At 44.1% G+C, this 23,886-nt stretch carries 21 protein-coding genes; 7 read left to right on the forward strand and 14 right to left on the reverse strand.

What is annotated here, in order from left to right:
- Window positions 1-1,968: an ABC1 kinase family protein gene (locus tag ECA01S_RS10415; RefSeq protein WP_067395028.1), complete on the reverse strand. Its 1,968-nt coding sequence runs from the start codon at window positions 1,966-1,968 to the stop codon at window positions 1-3.
- A gap of 2 nt (window positions 1,969-1,970) precedes the next feature.
- Window positions 1,971-4,544, reverse strand: a complete 2,574-nt coding sequence (gene mprF, locus ECA01S_RS10420; RefSeq protein WP_067395031.1) for a bifunctional lysylphosphatidylglycerol flippase/synthetase MprF — start codon at window positions 4,542-4,544, stop codon at window positions 1,971-1,973.
- Window positions 4,545-4,678: 134 nt separating this feature from the next.
- On the opposite strand from mprF, the gene proC reads away from it, so the two are divergent.
- Entirely contained in the window at window positions 4,679-5,455 is a 777-nt protein-coding gene (proC, locus tag ECA01S_RS10425) for a pyrroline-5-carboxylate reductase (RefSeq protein WP_067395034.1), read from the forward strand.
- Window positions 5,456-5,540: 85 nt separating this feature from the next.
- Here proC and ECA01S_RS10430 read toward each other — a convergent pair whose 3' ends face one another.
- Complete coding sequence (locus ECA01S_RS10430; RefSeq protein ID WP_067395037.1) at window positions 5,541-6,188, reverse strand: HAD family hydrolase; 648 nt, start codon at window positions 6,186-6,188, stop codon at window positions 5,541-5,543.
- 110 nt (window positions 6,189-6,298) lie between these two features.
- Between ECA01S_RS10430 and ECA01S_RS10435 the strand changes: the two genes are divergently transcribed.
- The 3 genes from ECA01S_RS10435 to ECA01S_RS10445 are packed head-to-tail and all read left to right on the forward strand — an operon-like array spanning window position 6,299 to window position 8,123.
- Entirely contained in the window at window positions 6,299-6,982 is a 684-nt protein-coding gene (locus ECA01S_RS10435; protein ID WP_067395041.1) for a DUF1538 domain-containing protein, read from the forward strand.
- Window positions 6,979-7,740, forward strand: coding sequence for a DUF1538 domain-containing protein (locus ECA01S_RS10440; RefSeq protein WP_067395044.1), 762 nt, complete (start codon window positions 6,979-6,981; stop codon window positions 7,738-7,740). Before ECA01S_RS10435 ends, ECA01S_RS10440 begins: the two co-directional genes overlap by 4 nt.
- A 2-nt stretch (window positions 7,741-7,742) precedes the next feature.
- Window positions 7,743-8,123 (forward strand): P-II family nitrogen regulator, encoded by a 381-nt coding sequence (locus ECA01S_RS10445; protein WP_067395046.1) that lies wholly within the window; start codon window positions 7,743-7,745, stop codon window positions 8,121-8,123.
- Window positions 8,124-8,236: 113 nt separating this feature from the next.
- On the opposite strand, the gene truA is transcribed toward ECA01S_RS10445, so the two are convergent.
- The 8 genes from truA to chvE form a co-directional block, all read right to left on the reverse strand.
- The gene (truA, locus tag ECA01S_RS10450) at window positions 8,237-9,037 is read right to left on the reverse strand and encodes a tRNA pseudouridine(38-40) synthase TruA (RefSeq protein ID WP_067395049.1); all 801 of its coding nucleotides are present in this window, start codon (window positions 9,035-9,037) and stop codon (window positions 8,237-8,239) included.
- 60 nt (window positions 9,038-9,097) lie between these two features.
- On the reverse strand, window positions 9,098-9,895 hold the full coding sequence (locus tag ECA01S_RS10455) for an energy-coupling factor transporter transmembrane component T family protein (RefSeq protein WP_067395052.1): 798 nt from the start codon (window positions 9,893-9,895) through the stop codon (window positions 9,098-9,100).
- Window positions 9,892-10,755, reverse strand: coding sequence for an energy-coupling factor ABC transporter ATP-binding protein (locus tag ECA01S_RS10460; protein WP_067395055.1), 864 nt, complete (start codon window positions 10,753-10,755; stop codon window positions 9,892-9,894). The genes ECA01S_RS10455 and ECA01S_RS10460 overlap by 4 nt, the downstream gene beginning before the upstream one ends.
- The gene (locus ECA01S_RS10465; protein WP_067395236.1) at window positions 10,731-11,570 is read right to left on the reverse strand and encodes an energy-coupling factor ABC transporter ATP-binding protein; all 840 of its coding nucleotides are present in this window, start codon (window positions 11,568-11,570) and stop codon (window positions 10,731-10,733) included. The genes ECA01S_RS10460 and ECA01S_RS10465 overlap by 25 nt, the downstream gene beginning before the upstream one ends.
- Window positions 11,571-11,981: 411 nt before the next feature.
- Entirely contained in the window at window positions 11,982-12,314 is a 333-nt protein-coding gene (locus ECA01S_RS10470) for a PTS sugar transporter subunit IIB (protein ID WP_067395059.1), read from the reverse strand.
- Between the two features lie 12 nt (window positions 12,315-12,326).
- Window positions 12,327-13,529, reverse strand: a complete 1,203-nt coding sequence (mmsB, locus tag ECA01S_RS10475; protein ID WP_067395062.1) for a multiple monosaccharide ABC transporter permease — start codon at window positions 13,527-13,529, stop codon at window positions 12,327-12,329.
- Between the two features lies 1 nt (window position 13,530).
- Complete coding sequence (mmsA, locus tag ECA01S_RS10480) at window positions 13,531-15,063, reverse strand: multiple monosaccharide ABC transporter ATP-binding protein (protein WP_067395065.1); 1,533 nt, start codon at window positions 15,061-15,063, stop codon at window positions 13,531-13,533.
- A gap of 123 nt (window positions 15,064-15,186) precedes the next feature.
- Window positions 15,187-16,290 carry a multiple monosaccharide ABC transporter substrate-binding protein gene (gene chvE / locus ECA01S_RS10485; RefSeq protein WP_067395068.1) on the reverse strand — a complete coding sequence of 368 codons (1,104 nt, stop codon included), beginning with the start codon at window positions 16,288-16,290 and terminating at the stop codon, window positions 15,187-15,189.
- A gap of 294 nt (window positions 16,291-16,584) precedes the next feature.
- Between chvE and ECA01S_RS10490 the strand changes: the two genes are divergently transcribed.
- Genes ECA01S_RS10490 through ECA01S_RS10500 form a run of 3 tightly spaced genes read left to right on the forward strand, consistent with a single transcriptional unit; the run spans window position 16,585 to window position 20,563 of the window.
- Window positions 16,585-17,562: an ABC transporter substrate-binding protein gene (locus ECA01S_RS10490; RefSeq protein WP_067395071.1), complete on the forward strand. Its 978-nt coding sequence runs from the start codon at window positions 16,585-16,587 to the stop codon at window positions 17,560-17,562.
- A gap of 9 nt (window positions 17,563-17,571) precedes the next feature.
- On the forward strand, window positions 17,572-19,002 hold the full coding sequence (locus ECA01S_RS10495; RefSeq protein WP_067395075.1) for a sensor histidine kinase: 1,431 nt from the start codon (window positions 17,572-17,574) through the stop codon (window positions 19,000-19,002).
- Window position 19,003: 1 nt separating this feature from the next.
- The gene (locus ECA01S_RS10500; protein ID WP_067395078.1) at window positions 19,004-20,563 is read left to right on the forward strand and encodes a response regulator; all 1,560 of its coding nucleotides are present in this window, start codon (window positions 19,004-19,006) and stop codon (window positions 20,561-20,563) included.
- Between the two features lie 57 nt (window positions 20,564-20,620).
- Here ECA01S_RS10500 and ECA01S_RS10505 read toward each other — a convergent pair whose 3' ends face one another.
- Genes ECA01S_RS10505 through xylA form a run of 3 tightly spaced genes read right to left on the reverse strand, consistent with a single transcriptional unit; the run spans window position 20,621 to window position 23,790 of the window.
- Window positions 20,621-20,953 carry a PTS sugar transporter subunit IIB gene (locus ECA01S_RS10505; protein WP_373277556.1) on the reverse strand — a complete coding sequence of 111 codons (333 nt, stop codon included), beginning with the start codon at window positions 20,951-20,953 and terminating at the stop codon, window positions 20,621-20,623.
- Window positions 20,943-22,460, reverse strand: a complete 1,518-nt coding sequence (gene xylB, locus ECA01S_RS10510) for a xylulokinase (protein ID WP_067395083.1) — start codon at window positions 22,458-22,460, stop codon at window positions 20,943-20,945. Before xylB ends, ECA01S_RS10505 begins: the two co-directional genes overlap by 11 nt.
- 22 nt (window positions 22,461-22,482) lie before the next feature.
- A complete protein-coding gene (gene xylA, locus ECA01S_RS10515; protein WP_067395086.1) occupies window positions 22,483-23,790 on the reverse strand; it encodes a xylose isomerase in 1,308 nt (435 codons plus the stop codon).
- Window positions 23,791-23,886 lie beyond the last annotated feature (96 nt).

Genomic DNA, 23,886 nt, shown 5'->3' on the forward strand with positions numbered 1-23,886 from the left:
TTAAAAGCGGCGGCGTTTACGCCAGTTCTGCCAACGTTTCCATAAAGCCCGTCCCACCAAACCAATAATGGTTAAAAGTGAGATACCATAACCAAACAGTCCTAATTTAGTCGCAAAACGACTGGTGGGGTCTGGACTAAACTCCACTAGCATAGAGGAACCCATAATCACCGCCGCTAAAACTAAGCCGGCGACTAAGCGGTTCACTAAACGTTCCGCTCCGTCAAACAACTCATCCTTCTGCTTGACCTCGATATTCAAACGCGCCTGACCGGCATTAAAGGTGTCTAAAGCCGACACGGCTCGTTCAGGGAGCTTCGGCAATGATTTACCGGTGGCTAACGCTTGCCAGCCGACATCACGGACGAAGGACTGCCAGTCAAATTTTTCTTGTAAATACATTTGGGCAAAGGGAATCGCTACTTGAACCATGGATAATTCGGGATCCAACTGCTCCACGACCCCTTCCAAAGTAGCAAATGCTTTAATCAGCATGGTGACAGCTGAATCCATACGGAGATTATTACGGCTACAAATATCGATCATGCGCATAAACATCAGTTGAAAGTCCATCTGGCCAATCGGCAAATTATAGTATTCCTCTAAAAAAGTCGCCAATTCACCGATAAAGTTTTCTTCATCTACTGGACCGGTTCGCTGACAAATAGCTAAGATAGCCGCTCCAGTATCCCGCATATTTTTGAAATAAAGGCTCGTAATGACTTGGCTTAGTTTGGTAACCATCTGCTGATCTAAGCGACCCATCATGCCAAAATCAAGATAGACTAGGCGGTAAGGTACCGGCTTTTCACGGCCTTTGCGAAAAGCTAACGACAATAGGTCTGGATGGTCTTTGCCATTGCGTTTTAACGGATCAGCCGAGCGAATCAAAAGATTCCCTGGGTGGGGATCAGCATGAAAGAACCCGTCAACAAACACCTGCTTAATAAAGTTGCGAACTAATACATCGCCCAACTGTTGTTTAATCTTAGGATCTTCATCCGCTAAATGGCTTAAATATTGATTCAAGGGCCGGCCCTTTTTAAATTCCATCACGAGTAAACGGCTAGTACAATATTCTTCATAGATATAGGGTGTTTCAATGATTTCCCAATTATTATTAGCTTCATAAAACTTACGGCCATTAGCGGCCTCGTGAGCATAGTCTACTTCGCTAAGTAAAGAGCGCTCCACCTCGGCCACGACCGCCTTAGCATCAACTACATTACCATCTGGCACGATTTTTAACAGTGGCAACGCCCGTTTCAAGAGCGATAGGTCCAGCCGAATGTCTTCTTGGATAGAGGGGTGTTGTAGTTTCACTGCCACCCGCTCACCACTGATTAACACCGCTTCGTGTGTCTGACCAATGGAAGCCGAGGCAAAAGGAACATCGTTAAATTGTTGAAAGACATCCTCAATCGGGCGCCCTAATTCCTGCACCATCGTCTGTCTAGCCACTGCTGGTGGATCCACTGCCACGTTGTCTTGCAGTTTTTGTAATTCTTGCACAAATTCTGGTGACATGATATCCGTTCGTACCGATAACATTTGACCGATCTTAATAAAGGTTGGTCCTAATGCTTCCAAGCCTTTCCGGACTTGTTCCGGCTCTTTTTGACGGGCTAACCGTGGCAAGATTTTATATTGGCGCATGATCCGCATGATTTCGCGGAAACGTTGACTCTCCTTTTTGGGCTTAGCTGATGTCGTTGCTTCAGGCGCCGATGCCGTTCTTTCAGCTTTAGGTGCCTCTTTTGACTCCGATTCAGCATCTGTTAGCTGCGGTTTCGCTGTGGTTTCAGTGGCAGCTTCCTCCTCAGTAGTGGCTGCAGCGGTTGTGTCTGCAACTGCCTCGTTGTTCGCTGGCGTTACTTTTGCCTCAGCTGAGACAGCTGGCTCAGACGCTTCAATCGGCTCTGCCAAGTCTTTTTCAGAAGGTGTTGTCGCTGGCTCCTCTTTTTTCATCTTCACCCCTCCCTTCCCAGTTCGCTGATGGCCGTTGCGACGAGCGAATGGCGCTCACTACCGCCACGACCAATCAATAAAACTAATTGAATGAATACAAATAGAATACTGCTATGTTTGGGATACGCCAAATATAAGGACTCCCATTCCGTCACATAAGGCACAATCTGCTGATATTGGTCTTGCCAACCATAGAATTGTTCACTAAACCGGTAGAAAATCCGGGCAAATCGTTCGTGGATAAAGGCAAATTCATTGTTGCCGACTGTCGCTAAGGGAGCCGTTCCCACCTCGATTCGGGCTTTATTTTGCATTTCGGCAAAGAAATGGGTCAGTAGAAAGTCAGTCGCTCCGGCTGGCGCTGTGGGTACTAGCCGCAGTAAGTCAATACCTGCTTCATTTTGCCACAAGCGCGGCGTGATAAAGCCAATCACCTGATTTTCCGGCGAGCGCATGACACCAACGGCTTGCCCTTTAAGATAATTAGCTTGGAAACGGCTATAACTAAACTGCTTTTCCCGACCGCCAGCCAAATAAGCTAGCGAAACTTGATGTAAGATCGGCATCAATTCACTGGGAATTTGTGGGTACCACTGGAATTGATAGCCTTGATTGGCTAATTGTCGATTTTGGGTATTCTCAGTAGAAAGGCGGAACTGATCCGCTTTAGGACTGCGATGATCCAAGTAACCCAAGGTCCCGATTTTCATAAAATGATAGCCTAGATCATGAACTTGTACGACGTAGCTTTCCGAGCTTTGATAGAAAACGGGCTGATAGCCTAAACGGTCAGCCTGTTTTAAAAAGGCCAAGGTAGCGGCTTGAAAATCAGCCGTATAGCCTAGAGGATCGCCTAAAACAAAGCATTTGTTGGCTTTTACCTGATAAGGGATTAAGACTTGATCGCGACCAGCGACCCGGTAATAAAAACAATAACGATCCTTCAAGGTCAACCATTGACTAGTACGGGTCCCGCCAAAGCGTTCAATCAAGCTTGCTACCCGACTTGGTTCGTAAAAATTGCCTAGAACCTCATCAGTGGTAGTTAAATATTGATACAGCGTCACTAGCACTAACGCGGAAAGACCGATGCCAATCAACCCCGAGAACCAAACAGTATCTGAGGGAAAGAACAGCAGCATTTTACCGGCCCATTGGTTATTTTTCTGATAGCCAGCAATACCGTATAAAATCAAGAGAAAGCCAAACAGCAGACCATCCACTAAGAGGGCACCCCAGGAGTAGACAAATTTTTCTCGATACAACTCTTTACGCGAATAAAAGACTGCAATCAAAAGGACGCTGTACAGCAAAATCAGCTGCCATGAACGGGTATGTAAAATCGTGTTGCCAATACTAAAAGCTAGTACTAAAACGGTGGGCCAATAGGCCTTTTTGACTTTAGCAGCAATGCCCCGCGCGAGACCTAAGAGTAAAATTCCCACCATAATATTCAGCGTCTGATCCAAAAAATTAAAAGTGTAGGAAGTCAGCCAAGCAAAAACCTGACTCAAAGTCGATAAATTAGTGACCGCCGATAATAACACCATGGTGATTCCCGCCAGATATAAAGCGGTGACTAATAAAGCATGGGCGGTTTTCTGCGTAAAAAGCCGCGGCAGATTATCTAAAAGACGATTCAGACGGATACTGGTTTGGTGCAGAAACAATAGTAAGCCACTGAAAAATGGCAATAAATAGTAAAAGATGCGGTAAAACAGGAGCCAGACCACTGCCACATCTTGGCGAATCCCTAATTGGCTTAGGCCGACAATCATTAAGACATCAAAGGTGCCGGCGCCCCCAGGGACCATCGTCAGCATCCCAATTAAGGATGCCGCCACAAACAAGGGGAAAATCCCCCGGAGTGCTTGGCCGTTGCCCATTAAGGTGCCAATAGCGGCAAAACTTAAAAAAGCCCCCAACCATTGCCCTAAAGAGGCAAATAATAACAACCACCGACCCTTTGGCAGAAAATCGGCAAACAAGCCCTTTTGGCGAAATTGGATAAACAACAGTAATAATGGCGCATAAGCCGCTCCGCCCCACAGCCATAGCGTGTATTGGCTAGCTGCCGTCGCTTGCCCGGTATACAAGAAACCTAGGGCTAAAAGGCACAGTAAAGATAGACCGCTTAATAGAAAAAGTGCGATTTTGGAGACAGTCGCAACCACCTTCTTTTGAGGCACTTCCCCACCATAGTAATTGCCCCGCAAAGTTGCCGCTACCAAACCACCAAAACCCGCCAGATTATTAATGGTATTGGTAATCCAGGCTGACAAGAAAAACGTTTTTCTAGGTAATGGACTGCGTCCCTGCTCTTCAAAGACTCGCAAGGCGACATAGTCATATAACATCATGGGGGTGACCGCTAAAGCGCCCATCAGCGCCATTAACAAGAGGTGGCCCCAACCTTGCTCCGCAAACGTGCTTTTCACATCCGACCAGCTAATATCTGCGGCAATATGGGCGACTTGGTTCACCACAAAGACCATGATCGAGGCGAAAAAAATCACCTTTACCAAGAGACTATGCTGTTGATACCACGTCGCGATTTTTTTAATTGTTTTCATCATCTGTTCTCTCCCTCAACTCACCTTAATGGTAGCGGAAAGCGCCATTTATTTCCACTAAAACCATGCCTTCTGCTTGTCTTCTGCTACATTTGTGGCTATGCTAAACAAATAAGCTTGAACTTAGGAGGAATTTTATGAAAATTGGATTTATTGGTACCGGCAATATGGCCAGTGCCATTATTGATGGCTTATTAGCAAAAGGCCCCGCCGATATCTGGATTTCCGGCTCTTCTTTTGCCCGTAGTCAGGAATATGCGGCGACGCGTCCCGTCCATGCCGCCGCGTCCCATGAAGAATTAGCCGCAAACTGTGATATCGTGATTTTAGCAGTGAAGCCCGCCATTATTCCACAGGTGTTAGGTAGTTTAGCATCTGCACAGGCTTTGATGGTGTCGATTGCCGCTGGGGTTACCTTAGGGCAGCTAAAAGCAGCTGCCCCCCAGTTTGCCTATATTCGCGTAATGCCTAACGTCAATGCGGTAGTCGGTGAAGGTACGGCGGCAATTTGTGGCGATGAAACGGTGGCCCCACAACAACTCGCTACCGTAACTGGTATCTTTGAAAGTGTGGGCCGCGTCTATCCGCTAGCTGAAAAAGATTTCAGCACGTTTATTGGCATCGCCGGCAGCGCCCCAGCTTTTGTCTATATGTTCATTGACGCATTAGCCCGTGCCGCTGTCTTACATGGTCTCCCTAAAAAAACCGCGACTGAAATCGCGGCTCATGCAGTCTTAGGCAGTGGTAAGATGGTCTTAGCAGGAACCGATTCCCCTTGGGATTTGGTGGATAAGGTCTCTTCTCCTGGTGGTACCACCGTGGCTGGCGTGGTCTCCTTAGAACGTTCTGGCTTGGTGGCCACTGTGATTGATGCGGTTAGCGCCACTATCGCAAAAGATCAAGAAATGCAATAATAAAAAACGACCTCCATCAGCTGACGGCACTGCCGCCTTGCCAGATGAAGGTCGTTTATTTTTTAGGTAAGGTCCACAGCAAGTTTTAAAGCTCTACTAAGTCAACCACCTTTAACTCTTTAAAGCTGGTTACGACTTGATCGGCCGCACTTAAATCTTGTGCTGGATAGTCGGGATTAGCAAAACCAATGCAGTACATGCCAGCTGCCTTAGCTGCTAAACTGCCATTACGCGTATCTTCAAAGACTAAACAATCGGCTGGTGCAATCCCTAATTGCTGGGCAGCAGCTAGAAAAACATCTGGTGCCGGCTTGGAATGTGCCACCTCTTCACCACTCACCAAATACTGAAAATCCGTTACTAGACCCAGTTCAGTCAAGGCGCGTAAAATCTCCTTTTTAGGTGATGACGAGGCCACCGCCAAAGGAATACCCGCTGCATTTAAACGCTTGACTAGGTCTTGAGCATGCTGAATCGGCTTGATGCCGTCACGGGCCATCATGACCTCACGACGACGATTCATTTCTTCAATATAGGTAGCCACACTAGCTGGCAAACCTAGTTCTTCTTTCATTTTTTGCCACATAAATTCAAACGTTGTCCCCATAAATTGATATTGATAAGAAATATCCTGGGGGTAGCCCGCATCTCGTAGTAGCTCGGTTTTGGATTGTAAAAATGTATATTCCGAATCAACTAAAACCCCATCCATATCAAAAATCACTGCTTTCATCGAATCACCTCTCGTCCATCCTATCACAACTGCTAACGAATGACGATCTGAAAGCGATTCGCCAGAAAACGGTTTTTTCGGTATACTTAATAATAGAAGGAGGAGGATGTATGCGGAAAAATTTTCAAGATGTCTTTGTTTCCATCGCGCCAATGACGGTGCTCATTATTTTAATGACCTTTATTTTCGCGCCATTATCTCGGGACGATATGATCAGCTTTCTAGTGGGGGCTGCGATCATGGTCGTGGGAATGACGCTGTTCCTGTTTGGGGCAGACCATTCCATGATGGAGGTTGGTGATTTAGTCGGAAAATTTATGGTTAAAAAGAAAAACTTGGGGATCATTATCGGCTTAGGCTTTGCGATTGGAATCGTGATTACCATTGCCGAGCCTTCAGTCCAAGTCTTGGCGCAGCAAGTCAACGAGATCTCAGAAGGTGCCATTACCCGGACCCTCTTGATTGGGGTCGTAAGTGTCGGTACCGGGATCTTTCTAGCAATTGCCCTCTTACGGATTGTTTTTCGGATGTCGTATTATTACATGATGCTGATTGGCTACGGCGTGGTCTTTATCGCCTCGTTTTTAACCAGTCCTGAATTTATGCCCATCGCCTTTGATGCTGGTGGCGTTACAACGGGTCCCATCACGGTACCCTTTATGCTTTCGTTAGCAATTGGGGTCACGAGTATGATCAAACAGCGGAAAAATGAAAATGACAGCTTTGGGATGGTGGGCGTAGCCTCACTGGGTCCTGTTTTAGCAGTCATGTTGTTAGGGGTGATCTTCCAGTGAATCTTTTGCAGGAGATCTTTGCCGGTTTTGGCACCGTCGTTTGGGAAGTCGTTTTAGCAGTCGCCCCGATTGTCTTGATTTTTGTTATTTTGAACTTTACCAGTTTTAAATTGCGAAAACGCCGCTTTTTGAAGATTATGATTGGTTTCGCTATCACGTTAGTAGGCTTGATTTTATTTCTTCACGGCGTCAACATTGCCTATGTACCCGTTGGCCGACACCTAGGGGCAGCAATCGCAGCCTTGGAACATAACTATATTCTGATTCCAATTGGTTTTGTGATGGGCTTTTTAGTCGGCTTTGCCGAACCCGCAATTCATGTAATGGTTAAACAGGTGGAAGAAATCAGCGAAGGACGGATTCGCTCCAAGGTCCTCTTGGCGGTTGTGGCGATTGGGATTGGCGTGGCCGTCGCCTTGTCCATGTGGCGTTTGTTAGCCGGCTTTTCACTGTATTATTTCCTGATACCTGGCTACCTGCTTGTTTTTATATTGGGACGCAAAGTCGACAAAATGTTTTTAGCCATGGCCTTTGATAATGGCGGTGTTGCCACCGGACCGATGTGTTCGACTTTTATCTTGTCCATGTGTGTCTCAATTGCCGCGCAAATCGAAGGGCGTGATCCCATGATTGATGGTTTCGGCGTTGTCGCCATGATTGCCTTAACACCGATATTATCTACCATGGCTTTAGGCTACATTTATAAAAAGAAAGATGAACGCGACGCAAAAGCGCGTCAACAGTTAAGAGGGGAGTAATTATGAATAGACCAGTAGCATTGAATTTAGAATTAATCGTCACCATCGTGGATGGCGGCAATGGCGGTGATGTCGTTGACTTAACCAAGGAGGCTGGCGCTAGTGGTGGCACGATTTTACATGGCCGCGGCTCTGGCGTCCATGATGTTGGCCGCTTTTTAGGTCTAGAGATTGAACCTGAAAAGGATATCGTTTTGACGCTAGTGCCAGAGAGTCTCACCAATACGATGCTGAAAGTCATTGGTGACGGTCTAAAGATTGGGCAAGCCGGCAATGGTATTGCCTTTGTCATTGATTTAGCCAAAGTCATTGGCATCACTAAAATCGATCAATATAGCCAAGTGGTGGAACTGGATGATCTGTTAGATGAAAATAAAGCCTAAAGCAAATAAGCAGTAACTGTATGCGTATAGCTGTTGTTTCTGCTTCCACCGTGTATTCGGATAGGAAAAAAGTGGGACATAACTTTTTGAGTTATGTCCCACTTTTTTCTTTTTTATTCTGATGCTTCTTGCTTCCCATAGCGGGCTAGTTTTTCCGCCAAACGGTCCGGATCATATTCTACTTCCATCAAATACAAACCTTCTGGACTAGCTGTAGGTCCCGCTAGGTTGCGATTCTTTTGCTCCAAAATAAGTGGGATACTGTCTGGGTCCATACGCCCATTCCCGATTTTCAACAAGGTGCCCACCATAATCCGAATCATCTTATACAAAAAGCCGTCACCCCGAAAAGTAAAAATCAAGCGCTGCTGGCTTTCATCATATTCAAGGTCTGCCTGCCAGATCGTGCGGACTTTGTCTTCAATCGAACTACCCGATGCACAAAAAGTGGTAAAGTCATGGGTCCCTAGGAAATGTGGTAAGGCCTGCTGGATCCGCTCGATTGTCAAGGGATAGGGATAAAAGCTGGCATAGTTACGAGTAAAGGGATTACGGGGCTTGCCGATATCTACGATAAACTGATAGGTTTTACCAGTAACAAAGTAGCGAGCATGAAAGGTTTCGTCTTCGATGGTCACACTTTTGACGGCAATATCCTCAGGTGATTGAGTATCTAGCGCGTAACGCATTCGTTCCAAATCCCGGGTCTCTGGGTAATCAAAGTGGATTACTTGACCAGCCGCATGAACATGGGCGTCGGTACGACCGGAGCCATGGACTTGAATCACCTCGCCATGGTTCATGCGGGTCAGAGTTTTCTCCAGCTCTTCTTGGACGGTACGGCCATTGGGCTGGCGCTGAAAGCCATGAAACAAGGTGCCATCATAGGCAATGATTGCTTTATAGCGGGGCATGTCATTTCCTCCTCATAAAAAGAACGTGATCAAGACCAGCTTGATCACGATTCTTGATTTCTAATTTCTAAGCCACACTAAGGCGACTGTTAAGCAAGCATAAACCAACACCACGATCGTATCACGGCCGTGCCATTCTAAGATACGATACTTAGAGCGGCCTTCGCCGCCTTGATAACCGCGGGCTTCCATGGCCGTTGCCAAATCTTCTGCCCGGTTGAAACTGCTGACAAATAATGGAATCAACAGCGGTACGACAGCCTTCATTTTTTGAATCAGATTGCCTTCACCAAAGTCTACCCCCCGCGCCCGTTGCGCATTCATGATTTTCTCGGTTTCATCCATCAGTGTCGGCACAAAACGCAAGGCAATCGATAACATTAGGGAGATTTCATGGACGGGGAACCGGACCACTTTTAAGGGTCGCAGAATATACTCAATGGCGTCTGACAAATCCAAAGGCGGTGTCGTTAAGGTCAAGAGTGTCGACATGAAGATAATCAAGACGAAACGACAGAAGATAAAGGCACCATTTACCAGCCCAAATTGAGTGATGCTGATGATACCCCACTCCCAAATGACCTCACCCCCGCGGGTAAAGAGAATCTGCAAAGCCACGGTGAAAAGAATCAACCACAAGAGTGGTCGCAAGCCGCGTATAAAGAACTTGATACTGATTTTAGAAAGAGCAACTGCTACCATGGTAAAGACAAACAACATGGCATAGGTTTGCCAATTATTGGCCAAGAAGATGATCCCGATAAAGTAAAAGCTGGCTAATAATTTAGCCCGTGGATCTAACCGGTGAATCAATGAGTCACCAGGGATGTAGCGACCAAAGATCAATTTATTCATCATAGCCGCTCACCCGCTTCCTGTTGCGCTACGATGGCGTCAGCTAGCGCGTCAGCTGTTAAGGGTAAAACATCTAGCTGGAAGCCTTTGGCCAGCAACTTTTCTGCAAAGTTTGCGGCTGTTGGCACACCCAGCTGTTTTTCCTTCAACCACGGAATATCAGCAAAGACTTCTTGCGGGGTGCCTTTTTTTACGATACGACCCTTTTCTAAAACAAGGACATAGTCGGCAAAATTAGCCACATCATCCATTAAATGGGTCACTAAGACGATGGTCATACCCGCTTCATGGAGACGCCAAAACATTTCCATCATTTCCTTACGACCTTGGGGATCAAGGCCCGCTGTCGGCTCATCTAAGACTAAGACTTCTGGTTCCATCGCTAAAACACCGGCGATAGCCACTCGGCGCATTTGACCACCGGAAAGATCAAAAGGTGAACGGTCAAGATAACTTTCATCTAGCCCAACTTGCCCTAGCATTTTCTCTGCCAAAGCCCGGCCTTCTTCCTCAGTAGCCCCAAAATTCTTAGGTCCAAAGGCGATATCTTTTGCTACGGTTTCCTCAAAAAGCTGCGCTTCTGGAAACTGAAAGACAATGCCGACTTTTTTACGAATCGGTTTTAAATTCTTATTATCGGTTTCTGGTGTAATTTGCCGATCACCAATATACACATTACCTTTAGTAGGTTTCACCAAGGCATTCAAGTGTTGCAGCAATGTCGACTTACCACTGCCAGTATGCCCTACGATGGCGGTATAGGAGCCGTCTTTGATTTCCATATCGATTTCAAACAAAGCCCGTTGTTCAAAAGGGGTGTTAGGTTGATAGGTAAAATCTACTTGTTCAAAACGGATGTCCATAACCAATCCACCATCCCTTCTTCTGTCAAATATTCATTGGGAACTTGAATCCCACGTTCTTTTAGCGCAATCTTCAGCTTTTCTGGAAATGGCAGATCTAGGCCCAATTCAATCAGCTTTTCGCCAGCTGAAAAGATTTCCTTAGGTGTACCTTGGCCGACTAACTGACCTTGGCGCATCACCAAGATGCGATTGGCATTGGCCGCCTCATCAATATCATGAGTGATTGAAATGACCGTCAAATTACTTTCTTCTTTGATTTTCTGAATGGTGTCGATTACTTCTGCCCGGCCTTCCGGATCCAGCATACTAGTGGCTTCATCCAAAATGATGATGTCGGGACGCAACGCCACCACCCCAGCAATCGCTACCCGTTGCTTTTGACCACCTGATAGGCGGGCTGGTTCTCGAGTCGCAAAATCACTCATACGAACCCGCTCTAAGGCATCTTGGACCCGCACTAGCATTTCTTCCCGGGGAATTCCTTGATTTTCCATCCCAAAAGCGACGTCATCTTCTACTGTAGAGCCAACGAATTGGTTATCGGGATTTTGGAACACCATCCCCACCATGCGGCGGATATCCCAAACGTTGGTTTCATTCAATTCTTTGCCACCGACTTTGATGGTCCCGGCTTCTGGTAATAATAAGCCGTTAATTGTTTTCGCTAAAGTGGATTTACCAGAACCATTATGTCCGATAATAGCGATCCACTCGCCCTGTTCAATGGTAAAAGAGACATCATGGAGTGCCAACTCCGGCTCTTCCGGCTGATAACGAAAGCGAATATCTTTTAATTCGATTATTGGTTTCATGCTAATTCCCTCATCCATTTCTTTCATTCCTGCTAACAGTAACAAAAAAAGCCCTACTCTTCAAATATCCTTGCTTCTTCGTCCTTTTTTCAGAGAAAATAATGTGTCAAGACATTCTATTTTAGGCTGAAAAAAACACTTAATCGATCCGAGATCTTTCAGCGTTGGGGTAATAAGGCCTCGTATTTTGAAGTCCTTACTATCATACCTCATTTAGACCGCTAATAAAAGGCATTCTGTTGGCAAAATTGAAAGTTACAGCTAGCTTTTCCACCTCTTTTCATTCCTATTTACGCGCATAAAAACCGCAGCAACTATTAGGTCGCTACGGTTTTTACTAAAGCATTGGGGGCTTTTTATGCAAATCTTCACCAACTCGTCCAGAGGAGGACGAAGTTTGGGTCGAGTTGGTCAGTTTTCGGCTAGTAGACGCAAGCTGTCTTTCAACACTGCTTCGCCATCTAACGTTTCGTAGTCCTCTTTTGAGATCAACTTGAAGGGAACAGCTTTGTAATTGAGGAAATCTTGCAAACGTGCCACTTCGTATTTTGATTGTGGCCCAATCATCAAGGCATCCACATGCTGATTTTGAATAATCTGCTCCGCTACGATGGCCGGCGCCGAATAGACATGCACGTCTAGATTTTTTTCATCCGCCGCCTGCTGTACGTTTTTTACTAAGAGACCAGTGGTGATACCTGCCGTACAGATCAAGAGGATTGTTTTTTGAGAATCATCTGTCATCATCTTCACCTCTTAAGAAATTTTCTTCTTCTTGTTGTAGATATCTAGGACAACGGCTAGTAGTAAGATCAAGCCCTTAATCGCTTGTTGCCAATCGACCCCAACGCCTAAGATAGACATCCCGTTATTCAGAACACCCATTACCAAACCACCGACGATAGCACCCATGATAGTTCCGATACCACCAGAAGTTGAGGCGCCACCGAAGTAAACCGCCGCCATGGCATCCAATTCCATGGAAGTTCCGGCTTGTGGGGTAGCTGCGTTCAAACGAGCCGCTAAGATTAAGCCGGCTAATGCAGCCATGGCACCCATGTTAACGAATACCCAGAACGTAATTTTTTTCGTTTTGATCCCAGATAATTCTGCGGCTTTACGATTACCACCTGTAGCGTAGATTTGACGACCAGCAACTGTTTTATTCGTTAAGAAACCGTAAGCTGCGACAATCACCCCTAAGATGATCAAGATAACTGGATAACCTTGGTAAGCAGCAAAGATATAGGTCACACCAATCACGACAATACCTGTGAAAATAGCTTTAAATAAGAAAGCATTCATAGATTCGACTTCAAACAAGTTCTTTTTCCGACGTTCCCGCGTACGCCATTGACCAATTACTAAGACTGCCGCAATCGCAATCCCTAAAACCATGGTCAATAAGTGCAGATGGTCGCCACCAATGAAGTCAGGCAGGTAACCTGTTGAGATTTTTTGGAAGGCACTTGGAAATGGTGCCAATGATTGGCCGCCTAAAACGACTTGAGTTAACCCACGGAACATCAAGAGACCCGCTAACGTGACGATAAAGGCTGGAATCCCCACATAAGCAACCCAGAAACCTTGCCAAGCACCGATCAGAGCACCGATTACTAAACATAATGGCACTGCTAGCCATGGACTTAGCCCATTGTTTACCATCAACATGCCGGCAATCGCTCCGACAAAGGCCATCACTGAACCAACTGACAAGTCAACGTGTCCAAGTAATACGACTAACAACATCCCCGCAGCCAAGACTAAAATATGACTATTTTGCAACACTAAGTTCGTAATATTCAACGGCCGCCAGAAAATCCCATCGGTCATTACCTGAAACGCAATCAGTAGTACCACTAAAATGATTACCATACTATAGCGGCTGAAAATATCCATCGCCTTGTCTTTTAGGCTGATACCTTTTTTCTCTTGTGTTAATTTGTCTGTATTTTCCATGTTATACCACACCCTCTTCTTCCATGGTCATCAAGTTCATAAGAATTTCTTGATTAGCATCTTCTCGCATAACTTCCCCAGTCATGCGACCTTCATTCATTGTATAGATTCGGTCACACATCCCTAAAATCTCCGGTAATTCCGAAGAGATGATGCAGACGGCTTTACCACTGGCCGCCATTTCTTCGATGATCGTATAAATCTCATATTTAGCGCCAACGTCAATTCCGCGCGTTGGTTCGTCTAAGAAGAGAATATCTGGTTGGGTCATCAACCATTTTGATAAGACGACCTTCTGCTGATTTCCGCCACTAAGACTACCGACATTTTGGAAGATAGAGCTGGTTTTCGTGCGCATCTTCTTCCGATATTCCTCTGCTATCGTTACTTCTTTTTCTTTGTCTAAGACGCCACCATGACTGATTTTGCCAAGGCTAGCAATAGTCGTGTTTTCGCGAATATCCATCAATAAGTTTAAACCTAATGCCTTACGGTCCTCAGAAACATACGCTAAGCCATTATGAATCGCTGTCGGCACATCTTTAACGGAAATTTCTTTCCCTTCTTTAAAGACTTGGCCTGAGATATTACTACCATAAGAATGACCAAAAACACTCATGGCAAATTCAGTACGTCCTGCGCCCATCAAACCAGCGATACCAATAATTTCACCCCGACGAATCTTCACATTGATGTTGTCATTCATAATACGGGTATTGTCCACCGGATGATGAACCGTCCAGTCTTTGACCTCAAAGTAGACCTCACCAATATTAGGATGCCGTTCTGGATAACGGTTTGTTAGGTCCCGACCCACCATGCCGCGAATAATACGTTCTTCATTGATATCATCGTTTTCAAGCGTTTCAATCGTTTGGCCATCCCGCAAAATCGTGATGCGATCAGCGACACTAACGATTTCATTTAATTTATGAGAAATAATAATAGAAGTAATTCCTTGATGCTTGAATTCTTTGATTAATTCCAAAAGATTGGCACTTTCTTCTTCATTCAAGGCGGCGGTTGGTTCATCCAAAATCAATAGCCGAACCGATTTCGAAAAGGCTTTGGCAATTTCCACCAACTGTTGTTGACCAACCCCAATTTGCGATACTAAGGTATTGGGATTGATACGCAGTCCCACCGTCTTCAATAAATTATCCGTTTTCTTTTCCGTCATATCCCAGTCAATGATGCCATGCTTAGCCTGTTCATTTCCGAGGAAAATATTTTCTTTAATAGAAAGAAACGGACTTAACGCCAATTCCTGATGGATAATTACGATTCCCTTATTCTCGCTGTCTCGTAAATCTTTAAACTGACATACATCGCCGTCATAAATGATATCGCCGCTATAGCTACCATATGGATACAAGCCACTTAAGACATTCATCAAAGTAGACTTACCGGCACCATTTTCACCGCACAACGCGTGGATTTCACCGCGTTCAATCCGCAAATTGACATTGTCTAAGGCTCGTACTCCGGAAAATTCCTTGACGATATCCTTCATTTCCAGAATATAATCTGCCATATTGTTCATCCTCTCTTCTCCGCTGACCGATTCCTACAGACTAAGCAGCTCTTCGGAACAACTGCTTAGTCTATAGGAATGATAGGAAGGGACCGAAGTATTTCGATCCCCACCCAACTCCTGTTATTCCTTCAAGTCTGCTTCTGTATAGTAGTCTGTATCGATCAATTCTGCTTTATAGTTATCTTTGTCAACAGAAACTGGATTTGCCAAGTAAGTTGGCACAACTTTTACGCCGTTGTCATAAGTTTCTGTGTCATTAACCGGTACTTCTTCATCATTGTTGATGGCTTCGATCATTTCGATCGTGTTTTTCGCTAAAATTCGTGTATCTTTAAAGATTGTTTCTGTTTGTTCACCAGCAATGATAGATTTCACCCCAGCGATGGTTGCATCTTGTCCAGTAATGATTGGTAATGGTTTGTCAGCTGAACCATAACCTACCCCTTTAAGAGAAGAAATGATACCCAAACTGATTGGGTCATATGGTGACAAAACAGCATCTAAAGTTTTATCTGTGTAGTTAGCACTTAATAAGTTATCCATCCGCGCTTGGGCTGTTGAACCATCCCAACGCAATGTTGCGATTTGGTTAAAGCTGGTTTGGCCAGAAGGAACAACTAATTTACCGTTATCGATATACGGTTGGAAGATTGACATTACCCCGTTGTAGTTAATCAAGGCATTGTTATCATCTGGTGAGCCCCCGAATAATTCAATGTTGAAAGGACCTTCGCCATCTTTCAAGCCTAATTTGTCTTCAATATAAGAAGCCTGCAATACCCCAACACCAAAGTTGTCAAAAGTCGCATAGTAGTCAACGTGTTCTGAGTTCATCAATAGGCGGTCATAGGCAATGACTTTGATATCCGCATCGGCAGCTTTTTGTAAGACGTCGGTCAAAGCCGAGCCGTCGATTGAAGCGATAACTAAAGTGTCCACGCCTTTGGTGATCATGTTTTCAATCTGTGCCACTTGGTTTTCAACTTTATCTTCGCCGTACTGCAAGTCTGTCTTGTAGCCTAATTTTTCCAGTTCGTCCACCATGTTATTACCATCGGCGATCCAGCGTTCTGCTGATTTCGTTGGCATCGCGATTCCCACATAACCTTTGTCGCCCCCGCCGTCACCTGAACCAGAATCTGATCCTCCGCCACAAGCCGTCAACACGACACCTGCTAGTAATGTTGCCGCTAGTACTGCTGCTTTCTTTAACCCAAACTTCATCTTGATCCCTCCATAATGTATGATTGCTTTACATCTCGAAGTATAGCGCTTTCTGAAATCGCTAACATTGATTATTTTATTCAATTATCTAGAAATATTTTCGCAATTAACGGTGGCCGCGAAAAAAACTTGGATTTTATTCGATTTTCTTGAAAAATTTTCGATTCCACTCTTTTTTTCTAGGTCCGCTGCCGTTTTCGTCTTTTTCCACGGTATAATGAAAGAAAAGACCCGCAAGCGTTTTAATAGATTGGCTACATTAGCTTTAGTTTCCCGTAGAAAGAAGGTTTCCTCGTGAAATATTTGAAATATCTTTTACTTCTCTTACTCTTTTTCACTGGTTGTGCTCAATCCACGACGGAAGAAGAACCACCTCTAATCATTGGTTTTTCACAGTCCGGTACAGAAAGCAACTGGCGCAAAGCTCATACTCATTCCATCGTGAATGAATTGGAAAAAAATCACTATCAAGTTTTATACCGTAATGGGTTTATGAATCAAGAACGCCAAATCCAAGATATTCGGACCTTTATTGCCTACAAAGTGGACATGATTGTCTTCACGCCTTTGACTGAAACTGGCTGGGAACCAGTCTTAAAGGAAGCTAAACAAGCCGGGATTCCAGTGATTATTGTGGACCGTCAGATTCAAATTAGCGATGATAGTCTATACGAAACGCATATTGGTCCCAGCTTCAAAGCCGAAGGGCATCGCGCTGGTATTTTCGTTAATAACTTTTTTAAAGAAAGCGATGATCCCGACATCCGGATTTTAGAGCTTTCAGGCCTAGCCGATGCCTCCCCTACGATTCTCCGCTCCGCCGGTTTTCGCGAATGGATTGCTCGGGATAAGCGGATGCAGGTAGTGGATACAATCTATGGTGACTTTATCCGGATGAAGGGCCAGGACCAAATGAGAGATTATCTCCAACATCATGACTTAAATGAGATCGATGTTCTATTCAGCCATAACGACGAAATGACTCATGGCGCGATGGAAGCTATCAAAGAGGCCGGCTTAATTCCAGGCAAGGACATTATCATCGTGACCATTGATGGTCAAAACGATATGGTACAAAAGCTGCGTAGTGGGCAAGTCAACTGCATTGTGGAATGTAATCCTGATGTGGGCTTTGACGTTGCCAACACCATCAATCGCTACTTTGCTGGTTTTTACGGAGAAAATAACCAGCGCATGCCAAAAGAAATCTATATCTACGAATCAGTCTTTACTGAACAGAATATGGATAGCATCCCAACACGAAACTATTAAGGAGCCGCCATGAAACCACCATTGAGTATCAAACAAATTTTTGCCCAAACGAACAAATTGATGCTCCTGTTGGCCGTGATTCCGCTGGCAGTCAGTGTCTTAATGTACACGCGGCAAATTTATATGTATCAAAAAACCTTAACCAATATTGAGGAAGCCAATCAAATCGTTGCCAAAGTCGACCAAGAGGTTTTGGAGGAAATGTGGGATTTAGTTTTTGGGATGGTACCGGTGAAAAATTATTCTGAGGAGAATATTATTACGGAGCTGCAACGGGATATTGGCCATATTCGTGAAAATATCCAATCACCTCGTGAAATCAGTACCTTAAATGTATCCGCCAGCATCATTGATACAATCCAAGACTACCAACAGCAGATCCTAACCAACATTGATGCCGGCAATTCGGTCGACAAAAATGAAGCCATAATGAATGAGATTGATTCTTTGACGACCCTGCTCACTGACCGCCTAACTGACTTTGTGCGGGTTGAGATTGATATGGCAAGTGCCCGTAACCAAGAAATGATTCGCTCCTTGATTATTCTGACACTGGTAGAGCTGGTAATCATCAGCATCATCGTCTATTTTGTGCGACGCAACCGCAATTTTATCAACGAACAGATTCAACAGCCGGTAAACCAGCTCATCACAATGTCTCAAGAACTAGCCGCCGGTCATTTGCTATATCGCATCGAGCCGCCGCCAACAGTGGAGCTGAATCAGCTCACTGTTAGCCTTAACACCATGGCTGATGACCTAAATCGCCTACTAGAAGAAAACGCGCTGAAGCAGTATCACCTGGCACAAAGTGAGGTGCGGGTCTTACAGGCACAAATCACACCGCATTTTATCTATAACAGTTTAGACGCCATTGTCTCTTTGATTGAACAAGAACAATATGAGGAAGCCTCTGAAATGACCTATGCGCTCTCTGATTTTTTCCGCATTTCTCTAAGCAAAGGGAAGGACTGGATTCCTGTCGAACGAGAATTAAAACACATCCAAGATTATTTGACGATTCTCAAGATTCGCTATGGGGAAATGCTGGATTATTCCATTGACGTGGATGCCGAACTGCGGGACTATCAATTGTTGAAGATGGTGTTGCAGCCGCTGGTGGAGAATGCCGTTTACCATGGAACCAAATTTGTGCGTCGCGCTGGTCTGATCCAAATTATCGGAACCAGTCAAGGTGCTAACATGCAGTTTGCTGTCACGGATAACGGCATCGGTATGACCGCTGAACGCCTGGCTGAAGTCAAAGCAGAACTGGCTAAAGGCGTTGATTCGGATTTTAGTACCGGCTATGGACTCTATAATGTCAATAAGCGATTGCTATTGTATTATGGTCAAGACGCCGCAATAGCCGTCCACAGCACCTATCGTAAAGGGACCACCATCACCTTGACCGTCCCAAAAAAGAAAGAAGGAATGTAGCGTGACTTATAAGGTTTTCATCGTAGAAGATGAACATTTGATTCGCGACAGTTTGCGAAATCAGATTTTAGCTTTAAGTGAGCAACTCCCCATCAGTTATAGCGGTGAAGCGGGCGACGGCGAAATGGCGTTGGCAGAAATCACAGAAATTCGCCCCGACATTCTTTTGACGGATATTAAAATGCCCTTTATGGATGGCTTAACACTAGCCAAAGAGACCCGCAAACTCTTGCCCTGGACCCGCATCGTTTTTATTAGTGGTTTTGATGACTTTGAATACGCCAAAGTCGCCATCCAAGTCCAAGCAGATGATTACTTATTAAAGCCCATTAAAAACGAAGAACTGACCCAGACTATGACAAAAATCGTTCAGCTATTGGACCAACAGAAAAAAGCAGCTAACCAAGCACCTGAACAAGAAATGGTGTTAGAGCTGAAGAAAAACCATCTGTTAAATGGCCTGTTTTCCGGCGAACTTTCTATGTCAGAAGCTTTGCAACAAGCCACGACTTTTTCACGATCCTTCATTGGTAAAAAAATGACAGTGCTCTTAGCCCACAACCAATACAATCAAAATTTTGAAGACTATACACGTTTTACCGAATACCTTGAGTTTCTGTTTCAAGACGATGATCGCTTACTTTTTTCCAGTGTTTCTTCCCGCTTTATCAAATTCTTGATCTTTGATACCTCTAAAGAAGCTGTTTTAGAAACTGCCTATCAAGTAGCACAAACTTTGATCCATGAGTTAGAGCAGGATAGCCAAGACGATTTAGCCGTCGCCATTGGTTCGGTAGTAGACCGCGTCAGCGAAATTCCCAATTCCTACGAAATCGCCCGCGATTTTCTCAGCACCTATGGGAATTTGCGCACAGAGAAGATTATCAGCTATGAAGATGACATGAAAGAAGGCGAATTGTCCCCTACCCATCCTTTCAAGTTAGATTTAGCCGCAGAAATCGCCAGTCTAGGGACTGACGAAACCAATGCCTTTATCCAACGACTCTTAACAGAGCAGGAAACACCCGAACGGACGCGCATGTATCGCTTCTTTATTCTGACAGAGTTGAAAAGCTTAGCCGAAAAAGGCAATGTCGCTGCCGAACTACAAGCCAAGCTCGCTAACGTGGAACAATTGGTGGCAATCGCCAGTCAGCGCTCCTACTATCAGCTCGTTTTAGAAGAGATTATCCGCTCTTTGATGAAAATCAAAATTCATCCCGCCATGGCAAAATATCAAAGTGTCATCAACCAAGCATTAGCCTTTATTAATGAACATTTTACTGACCCAGATATTTCTCTCAACATGGTAGCTGACGAAGTAGCCCTCAGTCCGGCTCACTTTAGTACGATTTTCTCTCAGTCGCTAGGAACGACTTTCATCGAATATCTAACAGATAAACGACTCCAATATGCCAAAGAATTACTGAAAGAAACCAATAAAAAACTAGCGGAAATCGCCATGGAAATTGGCTACAATGACCCCAATTACTTCAGTTTTTTATTCAAGAAAAAACAAGGTATCTCACCAAAAGAATATCGGCAACAATTGAATAACTAAAAAAGAAGCTGGACAGTTTAGGCTGTCTAGCTTCTTAAAAATCTCTGATTTCCATTGCTATTTACTAGTTTCCATCTTTAACATTTTCATACCCTCTTCTAAAACTCCAGCTCCATTTAATAACTCATAGTTTTCGTCACTAATAAGTTTATAAGGAATTTTTTTAAAAGACAACAGATCTTCTAGTCTACTTATCTCATATCTAGCTTGTGGCCCGATCATGATACCATCAATTTTTTGATCATTGATTATTTGCTCTGAGATAATTGCAGGCGCTGAGTAGACATGTATAGGTATATCTCTAGCTTCAATATTTTTTTGTATACTCCTCACCAGTAAACCCGTAGTGATTCCCGATGCACAAATTAATAAAAGATTCTTATATTCCAATATCTTCACTCCTATCAATACTCAATAAAGCATGGCAAATATCTTTTGTTGCAGGATAAACTTTTCGATATTGTTTGTATATATCTTCATACTCCATGACATTTTCCGGAATTGGATAAACGGGTTCTTTATATGACACAAAAACTTCCGCACAGGCTTCTAATGAATCAAACCAGTCTAGCCCAACTGCTGCTAACATCGCTGCCCCTAAGCCAGGTCCCTGCTCAGCAGTCAGACAAGTGACTTCTGCATTGAATATATCTGCTTGCATCTGAAGCCAATCGGCATTTTTCGCACCGCCCCCAACTGAAACGATGCGTTTAAATGTCCGGCCAGCTACTTCTTCCATTAAGACTTGCGAATCTTTCAAGGAGAAGGTGATTCCTTCCAAAACTGCCTTAGCAAAATGCTTTAAGGTGTGGTTAGTATCCATGCCAATAAAACTGCCTCGAATTTGGCTATCGACATGCGGTGTTCGCTCACCCACTATATAAGGCGTAAACAGCAGACCGTTTGCTCCCGGTGTAATCTGGTCAATGCCGCTTAGTAAATCTTCAAAAGACTGATTTGGCGCAAACGTGTCCTTAAACCAGTTCAGACTATGCCCGGCAGCCAATGTTACCCCCATCGAATAAAAGCGATCCTTCATCGCATGGTTAAATAAGTGTAGCTTTCCTTGATAATCTTGGTCCGCCGTTTCTTCAAAAGAAAGAAAGACACCTGATGTGCCAATACTGGCCATGCCCGTTCCGCTATCTAGAATACCCGCACCAACCGCCGCACAGGCATTATCTGCTCCGCCAGCAAAGACTTTTACTGGTTGCTCAAATGCGAAGCGTTCCGCGATTTCAGGGCGAAGTTCCCCAGTAAAACCACTTGAATCAATCAAAGTTGGTAATATTTCTTGCGGGATTTTGAATTCTTGTAAAACTTTGTTGGACCATATTTTTACTTCTTCATCTAACAACAAAGTACCAGCCGCATCAGAGTAGTCCATGTGCATCGTCCCGGTTAACCAGTAGCCTAAATAATCTTTTGGCAATAAAATATGACGAACTTTTGCCCAAATCTCTGGTTCTTGTTCTTGTAGCCATAGAATTTTAGGTAACGTGAAGCCTTCCAAGGCAACATTTTTCGTAATAGCTAGTAATTCATCGCCAAAACGATCCATGATCTCTTGGCATTGAGCCGTTGTGCGAACATCATTCCATAAAATAGCATTACGTAAAACTTGTTCTTCTTCATCTAACGCTACAAGACTATGCATCTGACCAGAAAAACTAATACCAGCTAGTTCAGTCGTAAAATCGACAACATCGTTTCGTAACTGGTCTAAGACAATTTCACAGGCCTTCAACCATTCTTGTGGATCCTGTTCGCTATAACCTGGTTTCGGGTGAATCAGCGGATATTCCGCGCTAGCTGACGCTACAACATCGCCAGCCTGATTCATCAATAAACCTTTTAATGAACTTGTTCCTAAATCAATTCCTAATACATATGCCATCTATCTTCTCCTAGTATACAAATTACACTAAATAGTCGTTCAAACGTGACTTCACAAATTCCAAGTGACTAGATTCATTCTTGATATCATCATGTTGTAAAGCATATTCAGTTAAGGATTCTAAATCTTCTTCATTAGCAACGATTTTTGCGCCAACGCCTTCTTGGTAGCTAGCATAACGTTTTTCTTTAAGATCATCGAAGAAACGATCTTCTTTCAAAGCTGCTGCTGCTTTCAAGCCCCGAGCGAAAGTATCCATACCAGCAATATGTGCCAGCAATAAATCATCCATTTCAAAAGAAGAACGACGAACTTTTGAGTCAAAGTTGATACCGCCAGGTGCGATACCGCCATTTTCTAAAATTTCATACATAGCTAGTGTTGTATCATAGATGTTTGTTGGGAATTCGTCCGTATCCCAGCCAAGTAACATATCCCCTTGGTTGGCATCGATTGACCCTAATGCATCATAGCTGCGAGCAACGTTCAATTCATGCTCAAAAGTATGACCAGCTAGCGTTGCGTGGTTAGCTTCTAAATTAAGTTTGAAGTCACCTTCTAAATCATATTTTTGAATGAATGCCATCGTAGTCGCCGCATCGAAGTCGTATTGATGTTTTGAAGGTTCTTTTGGTTTTGGTTCAATCAAGAACTGTGGTTTATGACCAATTTTTTCGCCATACGCAACGGCCATTTTGAACAAACGTGCGATATTATCTTGTTCAAATTTCATATCCGTATTCAATAATGATTCGTAACCTTCACGACCACCCCAGAAAACATAGTTTTGGCCGCCTAATTTTTTACTAACATCCAAGCCTTTTTTCACTTGTGCAGCAGAGTATGCGAATACGTCCGCATTATTCGAAGAAGCAGCACCATTCACAAAACGGGGATGTGAGAACATATTTGCTGTATTCCACAATAACTTAATACCCGTTTGATCCATTTTTTCTTTAATTAGGTCTGTGATTTCATCAATATTTTGGAAGAATTCCTCTAAAGATTCACCTTCTGGCGCGATATCAACATCATGGAAACAGAAATATTCTACGTCTAATTTTTCTAGGATTTCAAAGAAAGCTTCCACCCGATTTTTTGCTGTTTCCATTGGCGTGCTGCCTTCCCAGGTGCGGATGTTCGTAGGTTTACCAAACGGATCTGAACCGTCTTGGGTCATGGTATGCCAATAAGCCACAGCAAAGCGTAAATGCTCTTTCATTGTTTTGCCCATAATGACTTCTTCAGGGTTGTAATGACGAAATGCGAATGGATTATCCGATTTTACCCCTTCAAATTTGATTTTGTCGACCTTTGGAAAATAACTCATTCTTTCTTCCTCCTAAATTTCACTTGTTTTTAGTTGATTAGTACGATAAACTAACTTACAAGGATAATATAATCTAGAAAAAAACACTTGTCAAGC

It is taken from the genome of Enterococcus canis NBRC 100695 (genome assembly GCF_001544375.1).
Taxonomy (GTDB): Bacteria; Bacillota; Bacilli; order Lactobacillales; family Enterococcaceae; genus Enterococcus_H; species Enterococcus_H canis.